Annotated in this window: 32 protein-coding genes; 14 read left to right on the plus strand and 18 right to left on the minus strand. The window is 44.9% G+C overall.

Features of this window, described 5'->3' with window-relative positions; all coding sequences use genetic code 11:
* Positions 1–112 precede the first annotated feature (112 nt).
* The 3 genes from QT998_RS08670 to QT998_RS08680 form a co-directional block, all read right to left on the minus strand.
* Positions 113–997, minus strand: a complete 885-nt coding sequence (locus QT998_RS08670) for a hypothetical protein (RefSeq protein ID WP_333113831.1) — start codon at positions 995–997, stop codon at positions 113–115.
* 296 nt (positions 998–1,293) lie between these two features.
* Positions 1,294–1,899 carry a DUF1517 domain-containing protein gene (locus QT998_RS08675; protein WP_333113833.1) on the minus strand — a complete coding sequence of 202 codons (606 nt, stop codon included), beginning with the start codon at positions 1,897–1,899 and terminating at the stop codon, positions 1,294–1,296.
* A 745-nt stretch (positions 1,900–2,644) separates the two neighbouring features.
* Complete coding sequence (locus QT998_RS08680; protein WP_333113836.1) at positions 2,645–3,136, minus strand: hypothetical protein; 492 nt, start codon at positions 3,134–3,136, stop codon at positions 2,645–2,647.
* Between the two features lie 360 nt (positions 3,137–3,496).
* Here QT998_RS08680 and rfbB point away from each other — a divergent pair, with 360 nt between their 5' ends.
* From rfbB to hpsJ-A, 4 genes are all read left to right on the plus strand, one after another.
* The gene (rfbB, locus tag QT998_RS08685; protein ID WP_333113839.1) at positions 3,497–4,606 is read left to right on the plus strand and encodes a dTDP-glucose 4,6-dehydratase; all 1,110 of its coding nucleotides are present in this window, start codon (positions 3,497–3,499) and stop codon (positions 4,604–4,606) included.
* Positions 4,607–4,832: 226 nt separating this feature from the next.
* A complete protein-coding gene (crtA, locus tag QT998_RS08690) occupies positions 4,833–5,684 on the plus strand; it encodes a cyanoexosortase A (protein ID WP_333090093.1) in 852 nt (283 codons plus the stop codon).
* Complete coding sequence (locus QT998_RS08695; protein ID WP_194066553.1) at positions 5,684–6,352, plus strand: cyanoexosortase A system-associated protein; 669 nt, start codon at positions 5,684–5,686, stop codon at positions 6,350–6,352. The genes crtA and QT998_RS08695 overlap by 1 nt, the downstream gene beginning before the upstream one ends.
* Positions 6,353–6,567: 215 nt before the next feature.
* Positions 6,568–7,245, plus strand: coding sequence for an HpsJ-like protein, cyanoexosortase A-associated (gene hpsJ-A / locus QT998_RS08700; protein ID WP_194009278.1), 678 nt, complete (start codon positions 6,568–6,570; stop codon positions 7,243–7,245).
* Positions 7,246–7,335: 90 nt separating this feature from the next.
* Here the strand turns inward: hpsJ-A and QT998_RS08705 are convergent, their stop codons facing one another.
* The 5 genes from QT998_RS08705 to rpaB all read right to left on the minus strand — a co-directional run bounded on the left by QT998_RS08705 (position 7,336) and on the right by rpaB (position 9,936).
* A complete protein-coding gene (locus QT998_RS08705) occupies positions 7,336–7,647 on the minus strand; it encodes a type II toxin-antitoxin system VapC family toxin (protein WP_333113976.1) in 312 nt (103 codons plus the stop codon).
* Between the two features lie 74 nt (positions 7,648–7,721).
* Positions 7,722–8,060, minus strand: coding sequence for a hypothetical protein (locus tag QT998_RS08710; protein ID WP_228049808.1), 339 nt, complete (start codon positions 8,058–8,060; stop codon positions 7,722–7,724).
* 52 nt (positions 8,061–8,112) lie between these two features.
* Positions 8,113–8,763: a cofactor assembly of complex C subunit B gene (locus QT998_RS08715; protein WP_194066552.1), complete on the minus strand. Its 651-nt coding sequence runs from the start codon at positions 8,761–8,763 to the stop codon at positions 8,113–8,115.
* Between the two features lie 277 nt (positions 8,764–9,040).
* Entirely contained in the window at positions 9,041–9,184 is a 144-nt protein-coding gene (locus QT998_RS08720) for a hypothetical protein (protein WP_194066588.1), read from the minus strand.
* 20 nt (positions 9,185–9,204) lie between these two features.
* The gene (rpaB, locus tag QT998_RS08725; RefSeq protein WP_194009302.1) at positions 9,205–9,936 is read right to left on the minus strand and encodes a response regulator transcription factor RpaB; all 732 of its coding nucleotides are present in this window, start codon (positions 9,934–9,936) and stop codon (positions 9,205–9,207) included.
* 164 nt (positions 9,937–10,100) lie between these two features.
* Between rpaB and radA the strand changes: the two genes are divergently transcribed.
* From radA to QT998_RS08770, 10 genes are all read left to right on the plus strand, one after another.
* Positions 10,101–11,657 (plus strand): DNA repair protein RadA, encoded by a 1,557-nt coding sequence (gene radA / locus QT998_RS08730; protein WP_333113843.1) that lies wholly within the window; start codon positions 10,101–10,103, stop codon positions 11,655–11,657.
* 6 nt (positions 11,658–11,663) lie between these two features.
* Complete coding sequence (locus QT998_RS08735) at positions 11,664–11,939, plus strand: type II toxin-antitoxin system Phd/YefM family antitoxin (protein WP_333087912.1); 276 nt, start codon at positions 11,664–11,666, stop codon at positions 11,937–11,939.
* Positions 11,936–12,322 carry a type II toxin-antitoxin system VapC family toxin gene (locus tag QT998_RS08740; protein ID WP_333087913.1) on the plus strand — a complete coding sequence of 129 codons (387 nt, stop codon included), beginning with the start codon at positions 11,936–11,938 and terminating at the stop codon, positions 12,320–12,322. The genes QT998_RS08735 and QT998_RS08740 overlap by 4 nt, the downstream gene beginning before the upstream one ends.
* 47 nt (positions 12,323–12,369) lie before the next feature.
* Positions 12,370–12,636 (plus strand): hypothetical protein, encoded by a 267-nt coding sequence (locus tag QT998_RS08745; protein ID WP_333113844.1) that lies wholly within the window; start codon positions 12,370–12,372, stop codon positions 12,634–12,636.
* A complete protein-coding gene (locus tag QT998_RS08750) occupies positions 12,633–12,872 on the plus strand; it encodes a DUF2283 domain-containing protein (RefSeq protein ID WP_333087916.1) in 240 nt (79 codons plus the stop codon). Before QT998_RS08745 ends, QT998_RS08750 begins: the two co-directional genes overlap by 4 nt.
* Positions 12,873–12,932: 60 nt before the next feature.
* On the plus strand, positions 12,933–13,886 hold the full coding sequence (locus QT998_RS08755; RefSeq protein WP_333087919.1) for a WD40 repeat domain-containing protein: 954 nt from the start codon (positions 12,933–12,935) through the stop codon (positions 13,884–13,886).
* An 83-nt stretch (positions 13,887–13,969) separates the two neighbouring features.
* A complete protein-coding gene (locus QT998_RS08760) occupies positions 13,970–14,203 on the plus strand; it encodes a hypothetical protein (RefSeq protein ID WP_333113845.1) in 234 nt (77 codons plus the stop codon).
* 45 nt (positions 14,204–14,248) lie between these two features.
* A complete protein-coding gene (locus QT998_RS27445) occupies positions 14,249–14,506 on the plus strand; it encodes a type II toxin-antitoxin system PemK/MazF family toxin (protein WP_442921954.1) in 258 nt (85 codons plus the stop codon).
* Between the two features lie 185 nt (positions 14,507–14,691).
* A complete protein-coding gene (locus tag QT998_RS08765) occupies positions 14,692–15,546 on the plus strand; it encodes a TIGR02587 family membrane protein (RefSeq protein WP_333113846.1) in 855 nt (284 codons plus the stop codon).
* On the plus strand, positions 15,543–15,947 hold the full coding sequence (locus tag QT998_RS08770; protein ID WP_333087927.1) for a TIGR02588 family protein: 405 nt from the start codon (positions 15,543–15,545) through the stop codon (positions 15,945–15,947). The genes QT998_RS08765 and QT998_RS08770 overlap by 4 nt, the downstream gene beginning before the upstream one ends.
* Positions 15,948–16,122: 175 nt before the next feature.
* Here QT998_RS08770 and QT998_RS08775 read toward each other — a convergent pair whose 3' ends face one another.
* From QT998_RS08775 to QT998_RS08820, 10 genes are all read right to left on the minus strand, one after another.
* Positions 16,123–16,716 (minus strand): CPBP family intramembrane glutamic endopeptidase, encoded by a 594-nt coding sequence (locus tag QT998_RS08775; RefSeq protein WP_194009270.1) that lies wholly within the window; start codon positions 16,714–16,716, stop codon positions 16,123–16,125.
* A 22-nt stretch (positions 16,717–16,738) separates the two neighbouring features.
* Positions 16,739–17,830, minus strand: coding sequence for a DUF3326 domain-containing protein (locus QT998_RS08780; RefSeq protein WP_333087931.1), 1,092 nt, complete (start codon positions 17,828–17,830; stop codon positions 16,739–16,741).
* Entirely contained in the window at positions 17,827–18,018 is a 192-nt protein-coding gene (locus QT998_RS08785; RefSeq protein WP_333113977.1) for a hypothetical protein, read from the minus strand. Before QT998_RS08785 ends, QT998_RS08780 begins: the two co-directional genes overlap by 4 nt.
* Positions 18,019–18,075: 57 nt before the next feature.
* Complete coding sequence (locus QT998_RS08790) at positions 18,076–18,393, minus strand: 2Fe-2S iron-sulfur cluster-binding protein (RefSeq protein WP_333087933.1); 318 nt, start codon at positions 18,391–18,393, stop codon at positions 18,076–18,078.
* Positions 18,394–18,664: 271 nt separating this feature from the next.
* Positions 18,665–19,210 carry a Uma2 family endonuclease gene (locus tag QT998_RS08795; RefSeq protein WP_333087936.1) on the minus strand — a complete coding sequence of 182 codons (546 nt, stop codon included), beginning with the start codon at positions 19,208–19,210 and terminating at the stop codon, positions 18,665–18,667.
* A 105-nt stretch (positions 19,211–19,315) separates the two neighbouring features.
* Positions 19,316–19,495: a hypothetical protein gene (locus QT998_RS08800; protein WP_333217977.1), complete on the minus strand. Its 180-nt coding sequence runs from the start codon at positions 19,493–19,495 to the stop codon at positions 19,316–19,318.
* Entirely contained in the window at positions 19,496–20,677 is a 1,182-nt protein-coding gene (locus tag QT998_RS08805; RefSeq protein WP_333113852.1) for a YcjF family protein, read from the minus strand. It abuts the gene before it with no gap.
* A gap of 139 nt (positions 20,678–20,816) precedes the next feature.
* Complete coding sequence (locus tag QT998_RS08810) at positions 20,817–21,356, minus strand: Uma2 family endonuclease (protein WP_333113854.1); 540 nt, start codon at positions 21,354–21,356, stop codon at positions 20,817–20,819.
* 55 nt (positions 21,357–21,411) lie between these two features.
* Complete coding sequence (locus QT998_RS08815; RefSeq protein WP_333113857.1) at positions 21,412–21,795, minus strand: hypothetical protein; 384 nt, start codon at positions 21,793–21,795, stop codon at positions 21,412–21,414.
* A gap of 11 nt (positions 21,796–21,806) precedes the next feature.
* Positions 21,807–22,244, minus strand: coding sequence for a hypothetical protein (locus QT998_RS08820; protein ID WP_333113860.1), 438 nt, complete (start codon positions 22,242–22,244; stop codon positions 21,807–21,809).
* Between the last annotated feature and the right edge of the window lie 14 nt (positions 22,245–22,258).

The following is a 22,258-nucleotide window of genomic DNA, read 5'->3' on the forward strand; positions in this document are numbered from 1 at the left end:
GCTCAACTATTCCCAAATTCTCACCGTCAATAACTGCGGCGGCGTGGTATACAGAAGAGCGATCGAATCCACTTTTATCGATCGGGCGTTGCTGATTTTAGCAATCTTCTAATTAGCGCCCTCTGCTGCGGGAAGAGCCACTGCGACTAGGCCTGCGAGACGCCCCGCCGCTACCAAAACTCGGCTGGCGCTTGTATTCATTTTGACGCGGCTGCTGCGATCGTTTCAAAGTGCTGCCGCCGTAACCCGAACCGGTCGATCGATTGGCATTCGACGGTGCTTGCCGTCTTACTGGCGCATTCGATGTGGGCGATCGCAAGCGGCCCGTCGTCCTTAAAACTTGACGGTTGCTCACAGCAGCAGGCGGGGCTTGGTAGCGAGTTTGATATTGCGAGACAGCTTGGCCGTAAGTATTGCCGTACCCGCCATATCCGTTCATAATTACCCCAGGCTGATAGAGTGGCGGCACGTAATATCGCGGTGTAAATAACAAACTGCCGATCGCCTGACCTGCCACGGCCCCAGCAAACGGAGCCCAGAAGCCCGATTGCTGCCGCACCACAACCGTTTGCGGCTGACCTGTTTGAGGATTAGCAACAGTTTCAGTAACGTTATGAACGTACTCAATTTTAAAATCTTCTGTCAAATGCAGGCTCGCATTATTGTTATCAATTTTTAGATAACTTTTCTTACCTGCCGATATTTCTTCCTCCGTCAAACGAGCCATTTGTAAATCGGTACTGCGATAAATAGAAGAATTACCGGGGGCAGTATTCAGCAACATCAAACTGTACTCGCCATCGCCATCGTCGTAGGTAGCTTGCTGTACGGGATATTCCCCTTGGCTCAAGTTATTCTTTGGTGAAGTACGCACCCTGTTAATCTCCTGATTTCCAGCAGCAGGATTTGTCGGAGCTTGGACTGAAGGAGAGCCGCAAGCGGTTGTCGTCACCAACAAAATTACAGCCATCAAATAAACTGTCAGTTTTCGCAGCATAGTCAATAATATTTGCTCATTGGTTGTTGGTCGTGAAAGCATTTCTGCGCCATCTTTAATAATGCGAAATGAATGTCGCGGCGAGTCTTCTAGCTAACCGCAAGCATCTTCATATAGCCTTATAAAAAAAGCTTTTTACAAAGCCCGTAGTTTTTCGTCGGTAAAAAGTCCGAACGATCGAACCTTTTTATTTTTCTTCTTTTTTTTAAATCGTGTTGGCTAACATTGTTTTTGTCAAAGCGAATTATTTTTACCAAAGCACTGGTTCGTTGTGTTGATGGCAAGTTTTCCAGTTTTTAAAGGGGAATGAGTTCTGGGAAATTTACCAAAACTTGGTCGTTGGTAAGTTCGTCTCCCAATTGTGCCGGAGAAAAGTGAACTTGCACGGCTCGCAGCCTTTCCTGGTACTGTAAATTAATCAATGCTTTCAAACCAGCTTTCAGGGCGCTCATGTCAGCGAGGTCTGTTTCTAGGGCTGGAACTTCACCTTCATAAGCAACTGTCAGCATCACTACGACATTTCTAGTAACCGGCAAAGACAACAGGGAATTTTTCTCGTCCGCAGATGTGCTGTATTGAGGTTCGCTGAGATAGCGGGAGGCTGAATCAGTGAAAAGTTCATCCACATAATCGCCCGCTTCGCCTTCATCCCAAAAAACATCACCTTCATTAGCGGCTGCTTGCCAGTAGTTGTCATACTGTAACAAGTGATTGCAAATTTCTACAAGGCCTTCTCCCAAAACTGTTACATCGCCATCGGCATCAATTGCTTCTCTGGCGGTGCTGTTGAGAACTCCTAACATCGGTGCAACTTCTTCACCTGTTAGCTGAACGAACACGCGACAAACTGCTAATCTAGTTTTACCTGTAAATTGATTGAACCGATCGCGCAAACCACTCATAATAACCTAATAGTTGTGATCTTTTGGGCAATGCTTTCTATCATATCACCCTATTGCAACTATTGTTATCTACCTTCAGATTGAGAACGAGATTTTTTTCGGCGATCGCCCCGGCAGCCTACATTCTCGCTTTGAGCGATCTAATTTTCAACAGTCGCTCTTAGACAATCCTAAAAAGCCTGTAAAGAGCAGGATCGAAGAGCCAGATCCGGCTGGGAAAAAAGCATTTTTTATTCAGCGCGCGATCGCCTCAAAAATTCGCGAGTTCCCGACAGCATTAAGCTGTTGCTCATATATATTGTGTATGGCGATTGAGGGTCCGATGGGGATCAGGGTAGAGGGGGAGAGGATTTGACAATTTTTGATTGTCATCAAAATATACAATGTTTATTTGCACAACAGCTTATTAAATGCCAAACACAAATGCTCGCAAATTGCAAGTTTAAAAACCTCCAATCTTGCAAGATGGGAGATTCCCTCAGCGAATACTTTGTCGCCGCGAGATAACTATTTGAGATCGTGTCGATTACCATCAAAGAACGGATCGCGCGTGCGTCATATCAATTCCGGTTGCACTCATACATGATGTTAACAGTCAACAGTCAACAGTCAACAGTTAACAGTCAACAGTCAACAATCAACAGTAAATTTACTATTCCGATGAAGAGAGGATTTGATATCAGTCAGCGTCCGTTTGTTTGGCTGCAAACTGAAGTCTGCACGCGCGATCCTTACTGATTGCAGTCTATTTGACGATCGCGCGCTTTACTGGTTCGATCGCACTTTCACAAACTAACTCTGCAACTTGCTCCACCGGCAAATCTAGCTCGCCGCCTGGAGCTTCCGGGTGTTCGCGAACCACAGCAACCGCATCTGCAGTCTCAGCTACACTTGCATCTGCGATCGGCTCAACTGGCTCTTCAAAAACTTCAAAATTATCGCTCATCGCAGCACAAGCCGCAGAGGCCCGCTGGCCGGCGCGATAGCTCATGTAGGCCGCACCGCCACCCAAAACCCCAAACAAACCCAGAAAACCCAGAGCCGCTATTTTGTCGGATTTCCACGGATTCATTCGATCGGAGCCGCCCGAACCTAGGAGCGTTGTCGCAGAACCAGATTGAGTCGCCCCTGATTTTTTGTAGGAACAGGGAAATGCAGATGCAGCGTCACCTATGGCGATGCTACTGGCGATCGCTGCGACGGAAGCAATGCCAGCTAACACTTGAAACTTCTTCATGGTGCTCTGGAATATTGTAAAGGATATTTAAAAAATAAATGGTAACAGCTCTTCACAAATAGATCAACAGTCGCTATCGGCTCAAATCACAGATCGATCGCAAATATCCGCGATCGCCCGATCGCAACTAAAATTTTAAATTACCAAAAATAAACACTAAAAACCTTGTTATGTAAGCGTTACGCTCAAAATCATCGATAGAAATTTAAGTGTGTTGATTCAATATTTCAGCGCCCCAAAATCAGAAAATCTGAAGTCCGACAACAGAAAATTCGATCGCAGAGCGACAAACACTTGATGACAAACTACATTTAAGGCTACTTTTAAAAAGACTTAGTTATTGGAAAAACTTTTATTTTTATGACAAACATTGGGAATCAACGCATTGAGCGAGAACCTCATCGATTGTTGGTGACGGGCGGGGCTGGATTTATCGGCTCGAATTTTGTGCATCACTGGTGCAGCAGCTATCCGGGCGATCGAGTAATCGTACTCGACGCTTTAACCTACGCCGGCAACAGAGAAACCCTAGTAACCTTGGAAAAAGGAGAAAATTTTCGGTTTGTGCAGGGGGATATTTGCGATCGAGCCCTAGTCGATAGCTTGCTCAAACAAGAAAACATCAACATAGTCGCCCACTTTGCCGCAGAATCCCACGTTGACAGATCAATTATCGGGCCAGCAGCCTTCGTTCAAACCAACGTCGTCGGAACCTTCACACTCCTAGAAGCCTTCCGCAAGCACTTTGAAGCAACAGACGACTCGTCTCTCAAAGCACAAATGCGCTTCCTCCACGTTTCCACCGACGAAGTTTACGGCAGTCTCGGCCCCGACGACCCAGCATTTACCGAAACCACCGCCTACTCCCCCAACAGTCCCTACTCAGCCTCCAAAGCCGGCAGCGACCACCTCGCCCGCGCCTATTTCCACACCTACGGCCTCCCCACAATCATCACCAACTGTTCCAACAATTACGGCCCCTATCACTTCCCCGAAAAGCTGATTCCATTAATGTGCATCAATATGCTACTCGGCAAACCCCTGCCAGTATACGGCGACGGTCAAAACGTCCGAGATTGGCTGTATGTCCTCGACCATTGCCGCGCCTTAGATGCCGTTATCCACCGCGGCCAACCAGGAGAAACCTACAATGTTGGCGGCAACAACGAAGTAAAAAATCTCGATTTAGTCAAGATGCTCTGCCAGCTAATGGACGAATTAGCCGAAGATTTGCCCGCGCGTCCTTGCGAACAACTGATCTCATTTGTCAAAGACAGAGCCGGGCACGATCGGCGTTACGCTATTGATGCCAGCAAAATAGAAACAGAACTAGGTTGGACTCCCTCAGTAACAGTTGAAGAAGGCCTGCGGCAGACCGTAGAATGGTACTTAGCCCATCGCGAGTGGTGGGAACCCCTGCTTTCGGAGGAATATCAAACCTACTACCAAAAAATTTACGCTCATCAGTAATTGGTAATTGCTAATTCGGGTAAGGTGCGAATTCCGCACCCTACAAATTCTTCTGATTTAATTAGATGAAAACTAATATCACAAACATTCACTCTTGTCAATCATTGTGAAGATTTAGTTAACATTCATCCCAAACGCATAAATTTCAGTGTTTGTGGCTGATAATTTCTATAGAGTTACCTGCTCGAGCATTTTATAAGCTTTTAGTAAAAAACAAAAAGCAGCAATGATAGAAATCAACTGGATCAAACAAATCCAAGAACCTAAATATTGGCTGTTAGGCATAGCCTGCGGCTTGATTGCCTTGCAACTGACTCTGGCTGCCAGAACAAACGACACAGACCTCTTCGGCACAATGTTAATGTTTTGGGGAGTCGTGGTATTTTTGATTTGGGAAAAACACGAATCCCTAACTTTTGAAAGCGGAATTTTCGCCAGTTGTTTTGGGGCATCGTTAATTGCTTTCATTTTGCTCAAAACTTCCTCCATATCGGGCTACGACTTGTTTATCAGAGTGGCCCCTTTCTTATCTGGAATCAGTCTGGCTTTGCTAGCGTCCGGCACAAAAGGACTTAAACAATATTGGCAAGAACTGCTAATACTTGCCTATGTTATTATTCCTCCCGGCGCGATCGGAGTATTTGTTGACGTAGCCCTACTAACAGCAAAATTTTCAGCTTTCCTCCTGCACTATCTAGGATTTGAAGTTATACGGAAAGGAGTTTTTCTCATCCTAGAAAAGGGCAGCGTCGAAGTGTATCACGGCTGTTCTGGCGTGAATGCCATGCTACAACTATTGGGACTATCCCTAGTTTTCTTGCTGATGTTTCCGACAACTAGGGGACAGAAAATTGTAGTCCCAATCGTAGCAATACTTATTGCATTTGTCGTGAATGCCGCGCGGATTGCTCTCCTGGCAGTGCTGGTATCGCTATCTCAATCAGAAGCATTTAAATACTGGCACGAAGGTAGTGGATCGGTAGTTTTTTCGATGATTTCTGTATTCTTTTTCGGGCTATTCTGCTGGTTTGCAATCTTGCAATCGGAACCGCCAAATAATAAAAAACAAAATTGCTAATGGCTATGACCTCTTGGAAACCAATTAGAATTTCTCTTTTGGCTGTTACTTTGGCAGGAGTTTTATTAGTGGCCGGAAAGTTGACATTCTATCCCTCAACAGGCAATAGTCTAGTAACCCAGTTTAATTTTCCCGAGTCGGTGCCTTTAGCAGAGTGGAAAATAATCAAGAGCGCGCCGCTGGAAATCACCGATACTTCACAAGTCAAGGCTGCCAGAAAGTATCAATATCAAAAAAATAGCAAGGATCTAGAAATAGAGATGCGCTATTTGGTGAATACCATTGGGGACGTGGAAGGTATGATGAAGGGACATACTATTCTCAAGTCGTCTCCTGGTAAGCTAGCATTAGCCAGCACTCAAGCTGCCGGGTTTCACGGAATTTTGCAACAGCAAAATCGACTGTATTTGAGTTCGTGTATCAATCCTCGCGGCAGTCCTACAGTAACTTCCCAACAGTTTAGATACAATCGAAATACTAGCGATTTGCAGCCGAACCGCATTTTGTTTTGGCTGTTGGGTAGGGGAAATATTCAAGACAAGCGCTGTTTGTGGACTCAGATGTCTATGCCTTTGGATAAAACAACTCCAGAAGATGCCAAAAAAACCCTAGAGAATGCTTGGGTTTCTTGGTATGGGTGGTGGCAGCCACGATTTCCCGAACCTTAAGTAAGTCGATTTTAGATTCTTCGACTTGCTTCGGCTACCCTGGCTCACAAGTCGCTCTTCGGGGAAGTTTTAGATTTTAGATTTACTCGACCTGATGAATCTGGGAACTCTAACTTTGGTCTAAAATTTGGAGATTCGACGACTTCAATCTGTAGTTTGTATCCGTTTTGAACGGAGAGATAGATTTTTTTGTTAACAACAACAGTGAGGATTTTATGAATGACATACAAGGCGAACAAGGTTTTTCTATTTACAGGCTGCGTTGGATTGGCTACGGTTTATTAATTTTGTCTTTATTAGATACGATCGCAGTTTTGATACCAGCAAACTTCGGCAATCGCGTCTGGGAATTGCAGACGATTGGCGCTGTAGTGGAACGGGTGCCAGTTCCGCTGCTGGCTATGGCGCTGATATTTTTTGGAGAAGATTACGATCGCAGGCGTTTTGAAGACCCTTTGTTAAAGCTTTTGTCTTGGGTTTCTTTGCTGTTGGCGCTGCTTTTTCTGTTGATGTTGCCTTTGGGAATTTTTGGCACTATCTACGTCAACAACCAAAACAGCAAGCAAATTACTACTCAAGCCGATCAACAATTAGCTCAATTGCAGCAAGTGGAAGAACGACTGAACAAGGGCACTCCTGAAGATTTAAGGAATTTGGCGGGGGAACTTACCCGTTTGGGGGTACCAGCGGATACGCAAAACCCGCAGGAATTAAAAAGCCAAATTCTTTCAAGAATTACTCCGGCTAAGGAACGGTTGAAGACACAAAGCGCCACGGTTCAGTCAAGTCAGCGCTTGGGGTTATTTAAAAATGCTGTTAAGTGGCTGCTGGGTGCGCTGATTTCTAGTGTGTTGTTTTTCACAATTTGGCGCGGTACTGATTGGGCGAGATAGTAGTTTTGAGTTTTGAGTTAGATGTAAGGTGCGCCGACGCGCACCTTACGAACTTATAAATGCAACAGAATCCACACATTTCAACCTCTATTATTTAAGAGTCTGCACTTCAGGATATGCCAAAAATTTCGCGTCAGCCGTCAGCACCGGACACCCATGTATTTTCGCTGTTGCTACAATAAGTTGGTCAGCAGGATCGCGGTGAAAACCCGTGAGTTTGGTTGACTGAATAATAATAGGAATTGTGAGTTCGAGTTGCTGCACTCCCGGATAAGCTAAAGCTGCTGCTAACCACTCATCAACTGCTAGGGACAGAGTTAGTCTTCCCAGCTCTACCAATTTAGCGACTTCCCAACAAGAAATCATGCTAACTCCTAAACCTTGAGACTGATATTGTTGTATCCAGTCCTAGTGTTTTTGAGTCAGTCGCGCATTTTTGTCAACCCACCACACCCATATATGAGTATCCAGTACAATCATTGCAGCACTTCCCAATCTTCTGAGGGTGCAGCAGGTTCAAAGGGCTCATCATAGCGCTTGACACTACCGTGTAGAGGATATAAAAAAGATTTTTTTATAGTTTCGTTAACCAAATTTAGATAATCAACCAATTCTTGATATTGATTTAGTTCTGTTTCTTCTTCTGAAGTGAGAGCTGATTCTGTTTTTTGAGCTGTTAAGGTTTCTATTCGCTCCTGTATTTTGGTGGAAATGCGAAATACTAGGAGTCCTTTGACTAGCTCAATACGGATAGAACCTTCACTAGGTAAGCTGTTGGGTAAACGGTTCAGATTGAGAAGCAAATTAGTTGTCATAGTAGCTTGATTTAAATGTTATGAGAAGGTGCAGAATGCGCCCCCTACAAAGTTAAGAAATTAGGTGCTGAGCGATCGTGTTTTCGAGTTTTTCGGCAATGCCTTCTACCCAGTTTTCGTCTTGTTTGGTGTAGCTGCGGGGCGCGTTGGCACCTAAGATTAAAACGCCTTGACTGCCGATGGGCTGACAGATGACTCCTTGGGTATTTTCTGGTAAGTAGTCAAATTCAATTTTGCCGGGATAAATATCGAGCTTTACTAAATAAATTGGTTTGTTTTTGTCGATCGCTCGCTGCAATATTGGCCCTGGTTTAACTTCGGGATTGATGCCTAAAATGCCGCGCCGCAATAAAACTTTTCCTCGATACACAATGACGATCGCCCTTGTGGCGGTATTTGTCAACAGCAAACGCGATGCCCAGGCTAATTCTAGCTTGACGGCATCGGGTAAATCCGGCGCAAACTCGAAGCCTTCAGAGCCGATTAGCTGTACCGAATCGGGCGATCGCGCTTGCACCTGCTGCCACAGCAAGCCTGTTAAAATCAGCAGGGCGCTGATAATTACTCCCAAAGCGTCCGATCGAGCTTGAGAGTCTGTAATCTGCTCTGTTAGCAAGCGGTTTACCATCAGCAGCGTACCTGCTAACCCTCCTGCAACTAAGGGCAATTGCCGCAAAACTTTATTTGGATCGGATTTAGTCATTAGTCATTAGTCATTAGTTATTGGTTATTTGTTATTGGTTATTGGTTATTGGTTATTGGTTATTGGTTATTTGTTATTGGTTATTGGTTATTGGTTATTTGTTATTGGTTATTGGTTATTTGTTATTGGTTATTTGTTATTTGTTGACTGTTGACTGTTGACTGTTGACTGTTGACTGTTGACTGTTGACTGTTGACTAATAACTACTTCTTTCCTGCCAACTGCCAACTAACAACTGCCAACTAACAACTGCCAACTGCCAACTGCCAACTAACAACTAACAACTGCCAACTGCCAACTGCCAACTGCCAACTGCTTTCCTAACAACTAGCAACTGCTTTCCTAACAACTGCTTTCCTAACACCTGCTTTCCTAACACCTGCCAACTGCCAACTGCCAACTGCCAACTGCCAAATGCCAACTGCCAAATGCCAACTAACTTTACCCAACTTCTCCAGGTTCAACAATTCGCTGGAACAGATAACCTGTGCCGCGGGCGGTTAAAATTAATTCGGGATTGCTGGGGTCGTCTTCTAGTTTGGCTCGGAGCCGGGAGATGTGAACGTCCACGACGCGGGTATCTACGTGGCGTTCTGGCGTGTATCCCCAAACTTCCTGCAAAATTTCCGATCGCGAAAAAGGCTCTCCAGAACGGCTCACTAGCAGCTCTAACAGGCTGAATTCCATGCCTGTGAGCCGAATTCGCTCGTCGCCTTTGTAAACTTGGCGCTTGTTGGTATCAATCCTAATATTCGTGACTTGAATGACTCCAGAGCTGGGAATTCCCGAGGTGCCGTTTTTGTCAACTCTCCGCAGTACCGAACGGATGCGGGCTTCTAGTTCTTTGGGAGAGAAAGGTTTGACGACGTAATCGTCTGCGCCTAATTCTAAACCGGTGATGCGATCGGCTACGTCTCCCAAAGCGGTTAGCATGATGATGGGTACGTCTGATTCTTTACGCAACTCCTGACAGACGCCGTAACCGTCTAGCTTCGGCATCATCACGTCCAAAACCACTAAGTCTGGTTCGCTGTTGCGAAATGTTTCGAGAGCTTCTTCGCCGTCAGCCGCGGTGACGACATCGTAGCCAATCATCGAAAGGCGAGTCTCCAGAATGCGCCGGATACTGGCTTCGTCATCGACTACCAGAATTTTTTCTTTATGGTTTTCCAATTTACCGAGCACTCCTTAAGTTACATTTCAGATAATGTTAATTTTTTGTACCCTATCATAGAAGCTACAGATTGAATCATTGGTGGCGATCGATCTGAAAGCTTTATAATTGCTTTAACTCAGATTTTTCTAAATGTTAGGGTGACTATTTATCATCATAAACAATGGCTAAGCCTCGAATACAATATATTTGTCGGGAATGCGGGTATGATTCACCACAATATTTTGGCAGGTGTCCTAGCTGTCACAAGTGGGATTCTTTTGACGAGCAGTTGGAACAACCTACTGCTGGTGGCTCGCGGGCTGGTTTAACTGGGGTGACAACTAAGACGGTGGGCGGTTCGCCTCCTGATAAGTCGAAGGGTCAACCGAGAGCATCTTTTAGATTATCGCAGATTGCTGACCAAACTCAGTCTCGCTGGCCTTCTGGTTACGGGGAGCTCGATCGAGTTTTGGGAGGCGGGATTGTTCCGGGTTCCCTGGTGTTGATTGGCGGGGAACCGGGTATCGGGAAATCGACGCTGCTTTTACAGGTGGCGAATATGTTGGCGCGCAAGGATCGGATACTGTATGTCAGTGCGGAGGAGTCTGGCCAACAGGTGAAATTGCGATCGCAGCGTTTGGGTGTAGCTAATCCGGTTGATTTGTCAAGCAACGGCGGACATAAATCTGGCAGCAACGGGGAAGTTAAAGCGGATTCCGAGGACAAGTCAGCGGAGAATTTCTACTTGCTTCCTGAGACGGATTTAGAAGTAGTTTTGCGGGAGTTGGAATCGCTCAAACCGAATGTGGCGGTGATTGACAGCATCCAAACTATTTATTTTGCTAGTTTAACATCGGCTCCGGGTTCGGTGGCTCAGGTGCGGGAATGTACGTCGGCTTTGATGCAGGTGGCGAAGAGGGAAAATATTACTTTATTTATTGTCGGTCACGTTACTAAGGATGGAGGTTTGGCGGGGCCGAGGGTGTTGGAACATTTGGTAGATACTGTACTTTATTTTGAGGGCGATCGCTTTGCTTCTCACCGGCTTTTGCGATCGATGAAAAACCGTTTTGGCGCGACTCACGAAATCGGTGTTTTTGAAATGGTAGCAGAGGGTTTGCGAGAAGTAGACAATCCGTCGGAGTTATTTTTAGGTAATAAAGATGAATTTTCTCCCGGTACTTCTACGACGGTTGCTTGTGAAGGAACTCGACCGATTTTAGTAGAAATTCAAGCGTTAGTTAGTCCTGCGAGTTTTGGTTCGCCGCGCCGCTCTACTACGGGTGTTGATAATAGTAGATTGCAGCAAATTTTAGCTGTTTTGGAGAAAAGAGTGGGGATTCCTTTGTCTAAATTGGATACTATTGTAGCTTCGGTGGGCGGGTTGAAGGTGGAGGAACCGGCGTCGGATTTGGCAGTTGCGATCGCGGTTGTGGCCAGTTTTCGCGATCGGGTAATTGATGCGCGCACAGTTTTGCTGGGAGAAGTGGGTTTGGGTGGACAGGTGCGGCCGGTTTCTCAGTTAGAATTGCGGCTGAGGGAGGCGGCTAAGTTGGGGTTCAAAAGGGCGATCGTTCCGAAGAATCAACCGGTGCCAGATTTGGGGATGGAAATTATTCCGGTGGCGAGAGTAATCGATGCAATTATTGCCGCAATTCCGGCTACTCCGGCTCAGTTGCAGTCAGATGATATGGAGTTGCCGCCTGTAGATTTGGAGGAAGAGGATTTATCGAATTGAGTTAGAATGGTGATGTTGTCAATTGAGATTAAGGAGGCAAAAATTATGTATCAAGTAGACATTATTGAGGCAAAAGAAAAACTGCTTGAATTAATTGAAGCGGCGATGAGAGGTGAAGAAGTTGCCATTAGTAAAGATAACCAGCCTGTTGTAAAATTGGTAGGGATACCGCCAGCTAATAAGAAGCGGTGGCCATCCAAAGCTGGGAGTGCTAAAGGCATGGTTTGGATGTCTGATGATTTTGACGAACCGCTAGAAGAATTTAAGGAGTACATGGAATGAGGTTGTTGTTGGACACTCATACTTTTATTTGGTATGTCACGGACAACCCTAGACTTAGCGCCAATGTCAAACTGCTAATTGAAGATGAAAATAACGAGAAGCTAGTCAGTATAGCTAGCATCTGGGAAATGGCAATTAAGCACAGCATAGGCAGGCTAAACTTTAGTCTGCCTTTTATGGAGTTTGTCAGACAGCAACTCAGTGTTAGCAATATCGGGCTACTGGAGATTAATCTCAACCACATTGAGGTTGTGGCTTCACTGCCTTTGCATCACCGCGATCCATTTGACAGGCTGATAATTGCTCAATCAATGTCGGAACAGATACCGGTTTTGAGCGTTGATGCTATTTTTGATGCTTATGCGATCGCACGACTGTGGTGAATTAAGTTAGTGCAAAAATAAAGAGGCAAAAAGGAGGTAATAGCAACGTGAGCGTTAGATTATATCCCCATGCTCAAGCACGATTGATTGAGCGAGGTGCAACTGAGGCAGAAGTAATTGCTACTGTAGAAAGTGGTACAACTTTTCCGGCTCAATTTGGCAGAACCGGATTTAGGCGCAACTTTTCCTTCAATGCTGAGTGGCAGGGAAAAGTTTATGCTATGAAGAAAGTGCAGGCTCGCAGCGTCAGAAGGCGAAGACTGGATAATTATCACTGTAATTGTCAAATTCTTTGGAGCAGGAGGTTCCCGTGAAACTGACTTACGATCCGAGATACAACGTAGCTTATATATACCTGCAAGAAAAAACCACACAGGTAGAAACTATCCAGGTTAGCGAGCAAATGAATGTAGATATTGCCCCAGACGGTACTATTTATGGGATTGAATTACTCAATGCCAATCAACAATTAGGGGCAGATAGTCAAGGAAAACTGATTGTTGTCAACGAAGCTTTAGGAGAATCAGCAGAGATTCAGCTTGCACTTTAATGGCATTGAAAACAATCAGTAAAAATGTGGTTGCTGGATGAATGCTAGGAGTAATATCAAATGATTCAAACTAACTGGCAATGCGTACACACCCTTCACGGACATTCATGTTCGGTAACTTCTGTTGTCATCACTCCAGACGGACAGACTGTAGTTAGCGGAAGTTCTGATAGCACAATTAAGCTGTGGAACCTCAACACAGGGCAAGAACTTCACACTTTATCAGGACATTCACAAGGGGTTACATCCATTGCCCTCGCCCCTGATGGAGAAACTCTTGCTAGCGGCAGCAAGGACAAAACTATCAAGCTTTGGAATCTCAGCACTAAAGAGGAAATTTACACCATCACCGGACATTCAGACATAATTACTTCTGTAGTTATCAGCCCCGACGGGAAGACTCTGGCAAGTGCCAGTGAAGACACAACTATCAAACTTTGGAACCTTAGAAATGGAGAAGAAATTCGGACTTTAAAGTGGCCAGTCGAAGTATATTATGGTTTTGATATTTTATTCAGTTTTGACGGACAGATTCTACTCAGTAGTAATGCAGATGATTGTGTTTCTCTAAGTGCAGTAGCTTTTAATTTAATCACAGGAGATGAAATCTGGACAAAGAATTGGCAGGAGGGTATGGACTCTGTTTTTGCCCTGGCTGTCCGCCCTGATGGAGCAACTTTTGCTACCTTAGACTGTGCCGGAACTATCAAGTTGTGGAATCTTGATACAGGAACAGAAATTTATACTCTTGCGGAAAATTCAATGGGAAGCTTCTGCTTAGCTGTTAGCCGTGATGGTAAAATTATCGCAACTGGTGGAAGCGATTGTGAGAACGCAGATTATGATAGCGAACCCGGAACGATCGAACTTTGGAATCTAGAGGCTAGAGAGAAGATTTGCACTCTTTTAGGACACACATGGGGAGTTTACTCTGTGGCTTTTAGCCCGGATGGGCAGACTCTTGTTAGTGGCAGTGATGACAAAACTATCAAGATTTGGCAAAGAGATTTATAATCGTGGGAGTTTTTTTATAACTCAAGGAATTAGAAAGTAAATCACAAACTGAATAATGTTGTAAAAAAATTGACCTAAAAATTATGAAAGCATACGAGTTTCCCGCAAAAGTCACAGATGAAGGGAAAATAGAATTTCCCGATACTATCTTAAAATACTTGACAGCTAACCAAGAAGTCAGAGTTATTGTTTTGGTGCAAGAACCAACAAACTCCGAAGCCGATGAAGTAGAGGAAAAAACAGATTGGCATCGTCTTGCCGCCCAACAATTTTTTGCCGATTTCAGCGAAGCAGACGCAATTTACGATGAGGAGTGAGCTATGACTAATTATCAGTTTGGAGAATGAGTTATAGTCGCATTCATCTTTGCAGGTACAACCGAAACTAAACGCCGTCCTGGTTTGATACTGTTGGACACGGGAGATGAAGACACGATCGTTGCTAAAATAACCAGTCAAATCCCTCGTACAACCTTTGATGTCGAAATTCAGGAATGGCAACAAGCAGGATTAAAGCGACCTTCAGTGGTTCGCTTACATAAACTGAACACATTACAAAAAAGTTTAGTGGAAAGGAGACTGGGAATATTGGCGTTGCTGATTTACGGTATGAAAGGCTAAATATGCAAGTCATAGAAACCAGAATCCACAAAACTTCTGAATTTTCAACTTATTTTTTTCATACCCTGATTAAGCAACGCCGGAATATTAACCCCAGATGATTTGGCGCAAGTGCGAGATAGAGTCAAATAAATCTGGTCTTTTCTTTGATGAACATACAAGCTCGCAAGCTTCTTCACCCCAACATGAACAAGTCAAAAAGACGTAAAAATCAGTGGTCAAATGAACTCAACGACATCATTAGAGGCGCATCTGGCGGCTTTTTGTTCGGAATTCCCCTGCTTTATACGATGGAGGTTTGGTGGATCGGTTCGCACAGTAAACCAGCAGAAATGTCGATCGCCATTGCAACTACTTTTATCGCCGTTTTCTTGCTGATTCGTACTGAAGGTTTTCGCAAAACTAAGGACATCCGCTGGCGAGATGCTGCAATGGATACCGTAGAAGCGATCGCAATTGGGATTGTCTGCGCCGCTGCGATCCTGTTTTTGCTCAAAGAAATTAGGCTGGAGACTCCGCTGCAAGAAACTTTGGGGAAAATCATCTTTGAAGGCTTGCCGTTTGCTTTGGGAGTGGCACTAGCAAGGGGTTTCTTGAGCGGCGATCGCTATCAAAGCTCCGACGGCGACAGCGAACCTACAATTAATCCAACTGTAGCAGATATCGGCGCTACTTTAATCGGCGCTACAATTATTGCTTTCAACATCGCCCCAACCGACGAAGTTCCCATGTTAGCGGCAGCTATTTCGCCACCTTGGCAATTAGCAATTATCGCCGCTTCGCTGCTAATTTCCTACGGTATTGTATTTGTAGCAGGCTTTACTTATCAAGAAAAGCGCCAACAACAACAAGGGATTTTTCAGCGTCCCCTCAGCGAAACTGTAATGGCGTATTTAGTATCGCTGGCTGCTTCTGCATTTATGCTGTTTTTCTTCCAAAAACTCAACTTTGACGATCCGTGGTCGATTTGGTTGAGCTATACGTTAGTATTGGGATTGCCGGCGACAATTGGCGGCGCGGCGGGGAGGTTAACGGTATGAGTGAAAAAGATAACGAACAGCAACAAAAAAGAAATCCTGCTGAATGGGTGACATTTGCGATCGCCTGCTTCATCCTTTCTGGCCTCACCGGACTCGTACTCTACAACTGGGCGACTAAAGAACAGAAACCTCCGGTGATTTCTGTCACTCGCAATGCACCAATTCGCGAAACCCAAGGGCAATTTTACGTGCCGTTTACAGTTACTAACACGGGCGGAGAAACGGCTGAATCAGTGCAAATTATTGCCGAACTGCGAGTCAACGGTGAAGTGTTGGAATCCGGCGACCAACAAATTGACTTTTTGTCAAGCGGCGAAACTCAAGCAGGAGCTTTTATCTTCAGCCGCAACCCCAGTCAAGGTGAATTGATCGTGCGATCGAGCAGCTACAAACTGCCTTAACACAGATAAAAATCGGCGGTTAAAACCTTTTCACCTCTGTGAACTCTTCCTCTTCCTTCGCGCCCTTAGCGTCTTCGCGGTTCGTTCAATCTAAAAAAAAACCTGGCGCGTTGGCATTTATTGCTATATTCCGCGCAGGCGCGATTTCAATCGCCGCTTTGGAAGTGCGATCGCCCTACTGCTTCACTTGATTATTTTCCCACTTCCAAACACAGCTAGAAATCAAATTTGTACAGATATGAGCCGTAATTGGCACTAACAAATTCCCAGTCACTAAAACACTGTAACCTAACAGCAATCCCACCGCCGTCGCCCAAACAGCATAAGGCCATTGATCCGTGCCTCCTAAGTGCAGAATGCCGAAGCAAAAACTTGATAAAATTAAACCAGTAAAATTCATTCCCAAGGCAGAAAGCATCACGCCTCGAAATAACAATTCTTCGCTCAGTCCCGGTAGCAGTCCCAGCCAAATTAAATCCGGCCAAAATAGGGGTTTGAGCACTACTTCTAAGTAAACGTCAGCACTCCGGCGATAACCGGGCCAAAGGCGATAAACGATCGCGCTACCGCCTGTAATTGCCAGTCCGATCGCACATCCTGCGAGCAAATCCATTACGTTCAATTTGACTGGCAAAAGCGATACCGATCCAAATAGCAACCACACTTTAGCTACCGCCAGCAACATAATGGCTGTTACGCCCATTGCTACTAAAACTTGGGTGCGCGTTAAGGGTTCAATTTCAGGATTTTCGGGAATTTTTTCTGCCACTTAATCAATTTTAGATTATGGATTACAGATTTGAGATTTGTTGAGCTGAGTCAGACAAACAATGCAGGGGGGAAATGTCTGCACCCAAGGAAGTTGGAGTGATGCCGGCTCGTAAAGCGACCAAGACTCCGATCGCCTCTAAATATGAGTTTACCTGCAAAGCTTTGATTCCGAGTTTTTCTGGGGGAACTTGCATCTGGGTTTTGTTGTCGCCCACAGCGATAATTTGTACCGACGATCGCCCGCTCAAACTCAGGATAGCACTGCCGCCGCACGCTGTGGCTGGTATGACCACCGCATCGACTCGATCGGCAGTAATCGATAATTGACTCCCTAGAGCGCTTTCTGGCCCGACAAATTGGGGAGCTTTGCCCAGACCGGCAAGCACGCAAGGTAAAAAAGTATACCCGATTTCTTCAGCAGCCGATCGCGGGGAAAGCTGGGGATCGAGGGGAAGCGCAGACAGCGCCGGGGCGTGGGCGCAGGGAATTTTAAAAGTTCTGACGATCAGGTGGCTGATGACAGCTTCCGCGCCGGCGAGGGGGTCAACTCCTTTGCCGCGGCGGTAGTTTTCGAGGGCGACGCTACCTTCATCGTCGGGAAATCTCGCCACAACGGCGATCGCCTCGACTTTTGCTTGTCGGATCAATTTTTCGGCGGCGCGCAATAAACTGTCGGGATTACCGATTGTGCCCCAGGATGCCCCTGATTCTGAAATACGCAATTCTACTTCCAGGGGGCGATCGGTTAAAACACAATCAGTTATATTCAAGCCCAATGTAGCTCTCGCTGCATCAGCCGCTTGTAAGTGGCGCAACTGCAAGTCTGGTTCGATCGCGGAATCTAGGATTAAGCCGATGCGATTTTGATGTACTGGTTGCAACCCCCAGCATCCTGCTGCAAACTTGTCAAGGGCGTAACCTTCCACGTAGAGAGCGTTAGGTATCGGCCAATACAGTTGAGCGCCGTTGAGGACGTTGGGGTGAGTAATCAGCGTATCTGAAACTTGGGCGATCGCCCTAGCCACCGGCAGCGCATCTCCTGCAAAGCCACCAATCGAGGCTCCAACGCCTGTGGGGACTATCAAAACCACTGTTAAAGGGGGGGAGTTCACGCTGCAACGGGGGATGATTCCACGAGCACGTAGCCTTCTACCACAGCCTTTTGCCGATCGATATCCACATCTGTGACAGCCCAGCGCAGCGGTTCGCCGTGCTTTTGCAGTTCAATTTCAATCGCCGAGTGCAGTTCTTCGGCGGTATCGTGGAGGTCAACTTCTGCGGAAATGAAATGGGTGGTCATAGGGCGATCCATAATAGGTTTACCGCGATCGATATTTATGTCAATTTTAGTTTATTTCTAGGATTGGCCAAACTGCCGAGCGTACACAATATCTTCTTTTTCTGTTTCTATCTTCAAGTTCGATCGGGGAAAAGAAACGCACAGTAACACATAACCTTCGGTCTGAAGTTCGGGACTAACGCCCATGCAATCAACTTGCTTAAGTTGACCCTCAATAACTTTAGCAGCGCAAGTAGTACAAACCCCCGAATTACAAGAGTTCGGCAAATCAATCCCCGCGGCGAGCGCAGTTTGCAAAATTGGTTGATCTTCCGGTACTTCTACGGTATAGGTGCTGCCTTGGTGAAGTAATTCAACGGTGTAAGTTTGAGACATATTTCGATTATTGGTTTTAATTCCCAATTGGAATCTAGGGTAGATTTACAAACAAATCAATCAGTATTTTACCGCTGTTGGTGATTCTGTGCAAGTTTACAACTACATTGTTTATTGCTAATAATTTTCATTAATTGTCTGAATGGGCGATCGCGTCTCGCCCCGCAAGCTACGGCATTTTGTCAAGCATTTTTTCACAAACAATCGCAAACAGCACCGGCGAACTCTGCCAGAAAGCAGTTAAATATAACTAATTAACCCATATTTGCCATCAACCCAACAACTCATCAACAGCAACACTAAAACCCGGTAGAACTAACTGAGTGCTGATTGTAGAACCCAAGTTAAAAGCTAACTTTTGAGATTGAATCACAATCATTATCCAGCGACTCTCAGGAAAAACAATCCAAACTTCCAAACAACCAGAATCTAAATACTCTTGTGCTTTCAGAAAAACATCTTCCGCCACATCAGTAGGAGAAACAATTTCCGCAATTAACAGCGGACTTTGAGGAAAAGTAGGAACATCGCCATATTCAGCAACAAGTTCAGCCGTCAAATAAGCAACATCTGGGCGACGCACTCGCCTGTCAGTGCGACAAGGAACTTCCGTATAGACTTCGCCACCTTGTCCGCTAGATACCTTGTAACTTCTCCAATAAAAATCCAGTCTAGATTGGATTCTACTGTGTTTTACTGTCCTACCATTTTTCTCTGCAATTTCCCCGTCCACCCATTCCATATCGTCCGGGGGATTAGCTATAAAGTCTTCTAGAGAAACATTTTCTGATAAAACGGGTGTCATTACCACAACCATTTACTCCTTATTGCAGAATTTACCAATTGTATTATAGACATCTTTAGGAATTGTTAATTGTTATTAGTTGTTAGTTGTTAATTGTTAATTGTTAATTGGCACTTGTTAATTGGTAATAAAAAATGGGTAATTAGTAATTGAAACTAACCAATTCCCAATGCCCAATTCCCAATGCCCAATTCCCAATTCCCAATTCCCAATGCCCAATTCCCCAATTCCCAATGCCCAATTCCCAATGCCCAATGCCCAATTCCCAATGCCCAATTCCCAATGCCCAATTCCCATTTACTCAATATTAATTTGATTGGGAGGCTTCGGTTGATTCTGCTTGTCATCCCTCAAAGTTTTGCGTCCCGAACTAGCATAATCCTTGTACAATTCCACAAACATCTTTGTCAACTGCTGCAAAGAAACTTCTTCACCATTAATTTGAGCTTTCATATAAGTTTTAAGCACTTCAATGTAAGCCAAACCGAGGGCAAGGGTGAGAGTTGCCGCCGTTGCACCGGAAATAGCCCCGCCGACAACAGTACCAGCACCGGGAATCATTTTGATCAAATTAGTCACAATACTTCTACCCACAGCAGTAACCCCGCCAGCCCCGCTAATCGCAGACAGCATCGCCGAAACAAATCCCTTATCAAAGGGCATTCCAAAAATCACCGTAATATTAGCAATCATTGCCGTTTGCATCGCCATCAAAATCGGCGCATCAGCAAACGGTACAGGAGTCGCACCGACAATTGCAGAACCGGCAACATAACCAGTTACATACTTAAATGCCATGTCAGATTTGAGCGAAACATTGGCAATTTGTTCTTTCACAAAAGCTTTTTGAGCTACGGCAGGCAGCAGTTGAAAAGTTGCATCCACCAACTTGTCTAAACCGTGAGATTTTACTGTATAATCTTCATCTATTTCTTCCGGTTCAGCCATGACTGGAATGATTTGACTGACTGGCAAATTCATGTGTTCCAGTTGCTTGAAAAACTCGCTGGGCTTTTTCGATGTAGTTTGAGTGAGCACTAAAATCACTGGTACATCTTTGACTTCCATTTCTTTTAGCCAGTTTTCCTCGACTGATTCTATTCTATTGGCGCTGTGATTGATGCAGTACCAGATGACGTGAATGTGTTCTTTGGGGTGCAGGAGTCTTTGGTCTTCAATTAGTTTAGCAACGTTTAATTGAATAATTTTAATTTGTTCGGCGTTGAGTTCGAGTCCGGGAGTGTCGTAAACTGCGATCGGGCAATTCGGTTTTGTGTATTGGCGAATACCGTGAGTGACGGGGCGGCCGACTCCGGTTTCTGCCAAGCGCTGGCGAAACACAGAATTGATCAGGGTACTTTTGCCGACTCCGGTTTTGCCGATGACTAAAACATTGCACTGTCCCACTTGGTTTTCTGCTTCTTTAAAGGCGTCGTAACTTTTGTTTAAAAGGTCGTCTAGGGAAAAGTCGTCTGACATGGCGGTTTGTGTTCCGATAAGGGTGGGATATTAAATCTGGATTAAACACCACCGAATAGAATTCGGAGGCTCTACAAACGAAGTCCGCCGGCGCGGACTGGGAGAATCTTAATAATATTGTAGCAATTTAGTTTGATGTTTAAGCTAGCAGTCGATCGACCTCGATGCTGAAACCGCTGAGGATTTGTTGAGTGGTGGCAGTTTCGCCGGATCTAAATGTCAGCATTCTATCTTGACTTATCACGAATATTAAACGACTTTCTGGAAAAACTAACCAGACTTCCTGACAGCTAGATGCTAAATATTCCTGTGCTTTGAGAAAGACATCTTCCGCGATATCGGTAGGGGAAACTATTTCGGCAATTAGGGGAAAACTTTGGGGTAAAGTGGCAAGATTGCCATATTCTACGACTAATTCGGGTGTGAGATAGGCGACATCGGGCCGGCGAATTTGTTGGTTAGTGCGGCAAGGAACTTCGACATAAGCTTCTCCCCCTTGTCCGCTGGAATCTTTGTAATCTCCCCAATAATTCCCCAGTCTCAACTGAATTTTACCCGTCTTTAGTGTCATGCCATTTTTCTCCACAAGTTGGCCGTCTACCAATTCCATGTTGTCTGGCGGCTCGGTGATGAATTCTTCTAAAGTAAAATTATCTTGTACAGCAGTAGCAGTGACCATAGTCATTTCCTCGTTTTTACAAATCGGTTTCAGAACTTGCCTGTATGATGTTCGATCAAACCTTCACCAATGGCGCAAACTCCTCTAACTTCACTTGTAAGTCATCCACCAGCATTAAACGATACCTTTCGGTAGTTTTCAACTTGTGGAGAACATAACTAGCAAACTCATATCGCCACTTTTTTCTATCAAGTTCATTCGAGATGTTCAGCGCTCTGATTGATAGGTTGTAAGGGTATTCTTCAAAGTTGAGCTCTTTATCATTTTCAAAATCATGCTTTCCTACTGTAAGAGTGATTGTTGAGTTGCGAAACTCATACCAGTTGTCAATCCCATCAGAAACCAGCTCTAATTTAAGAGCCAATATAAACTCTAATTCTTTGATAAAATGTTCGATTTCCTGTGGAAAGTCTACAAAAATATCTAGTGTGCGAGACATAAAAACCTCCTTTATTGAAACTCAGTAAAAGTGATGTCATAGATATCGCCAATAATTCGGACGCTATCAATTTTTCCGCGTGTAATATTTTTCGCCCTCTGCAAACCTCGTTCAGCCTCAGCCTCTATCAACCCAGACGCCCTAGCATCTATAATTATATCCCTAGCCTGTCCGCCTCGTCTAATCGAGTTGTTGATCTGATTTTTTACTGTCGCGCTTGTAGCACCGGCATCTAGACTTTTGAATTCAGTGCGTTTTCCATCTACCTCAGCATCGGGATTTCTACCTCCATCGGTTTTTTCTACCAAGGCTTTAACATTTTTTCCCTCTCTTTCTAGAAATTCAGCAATCGCTCTTTCGGTTGCACCAAAAGCTCTTTCTGATTCATCAATACTGCCACAATTAACCGAATTTTGCTCAGGGGTTTGGTTAGTCCCGTTATTCACCATTTTTGGTTATTTAA

Source organism: Microcoleus sp. S1D4, assembly GCF_036700765.1.
Classification (GTDB): Bacteria; Cyanobacteriota; Cyanobacteriia; order Cyanobacteriales; family Microcoleaceae; genus Microcoleus.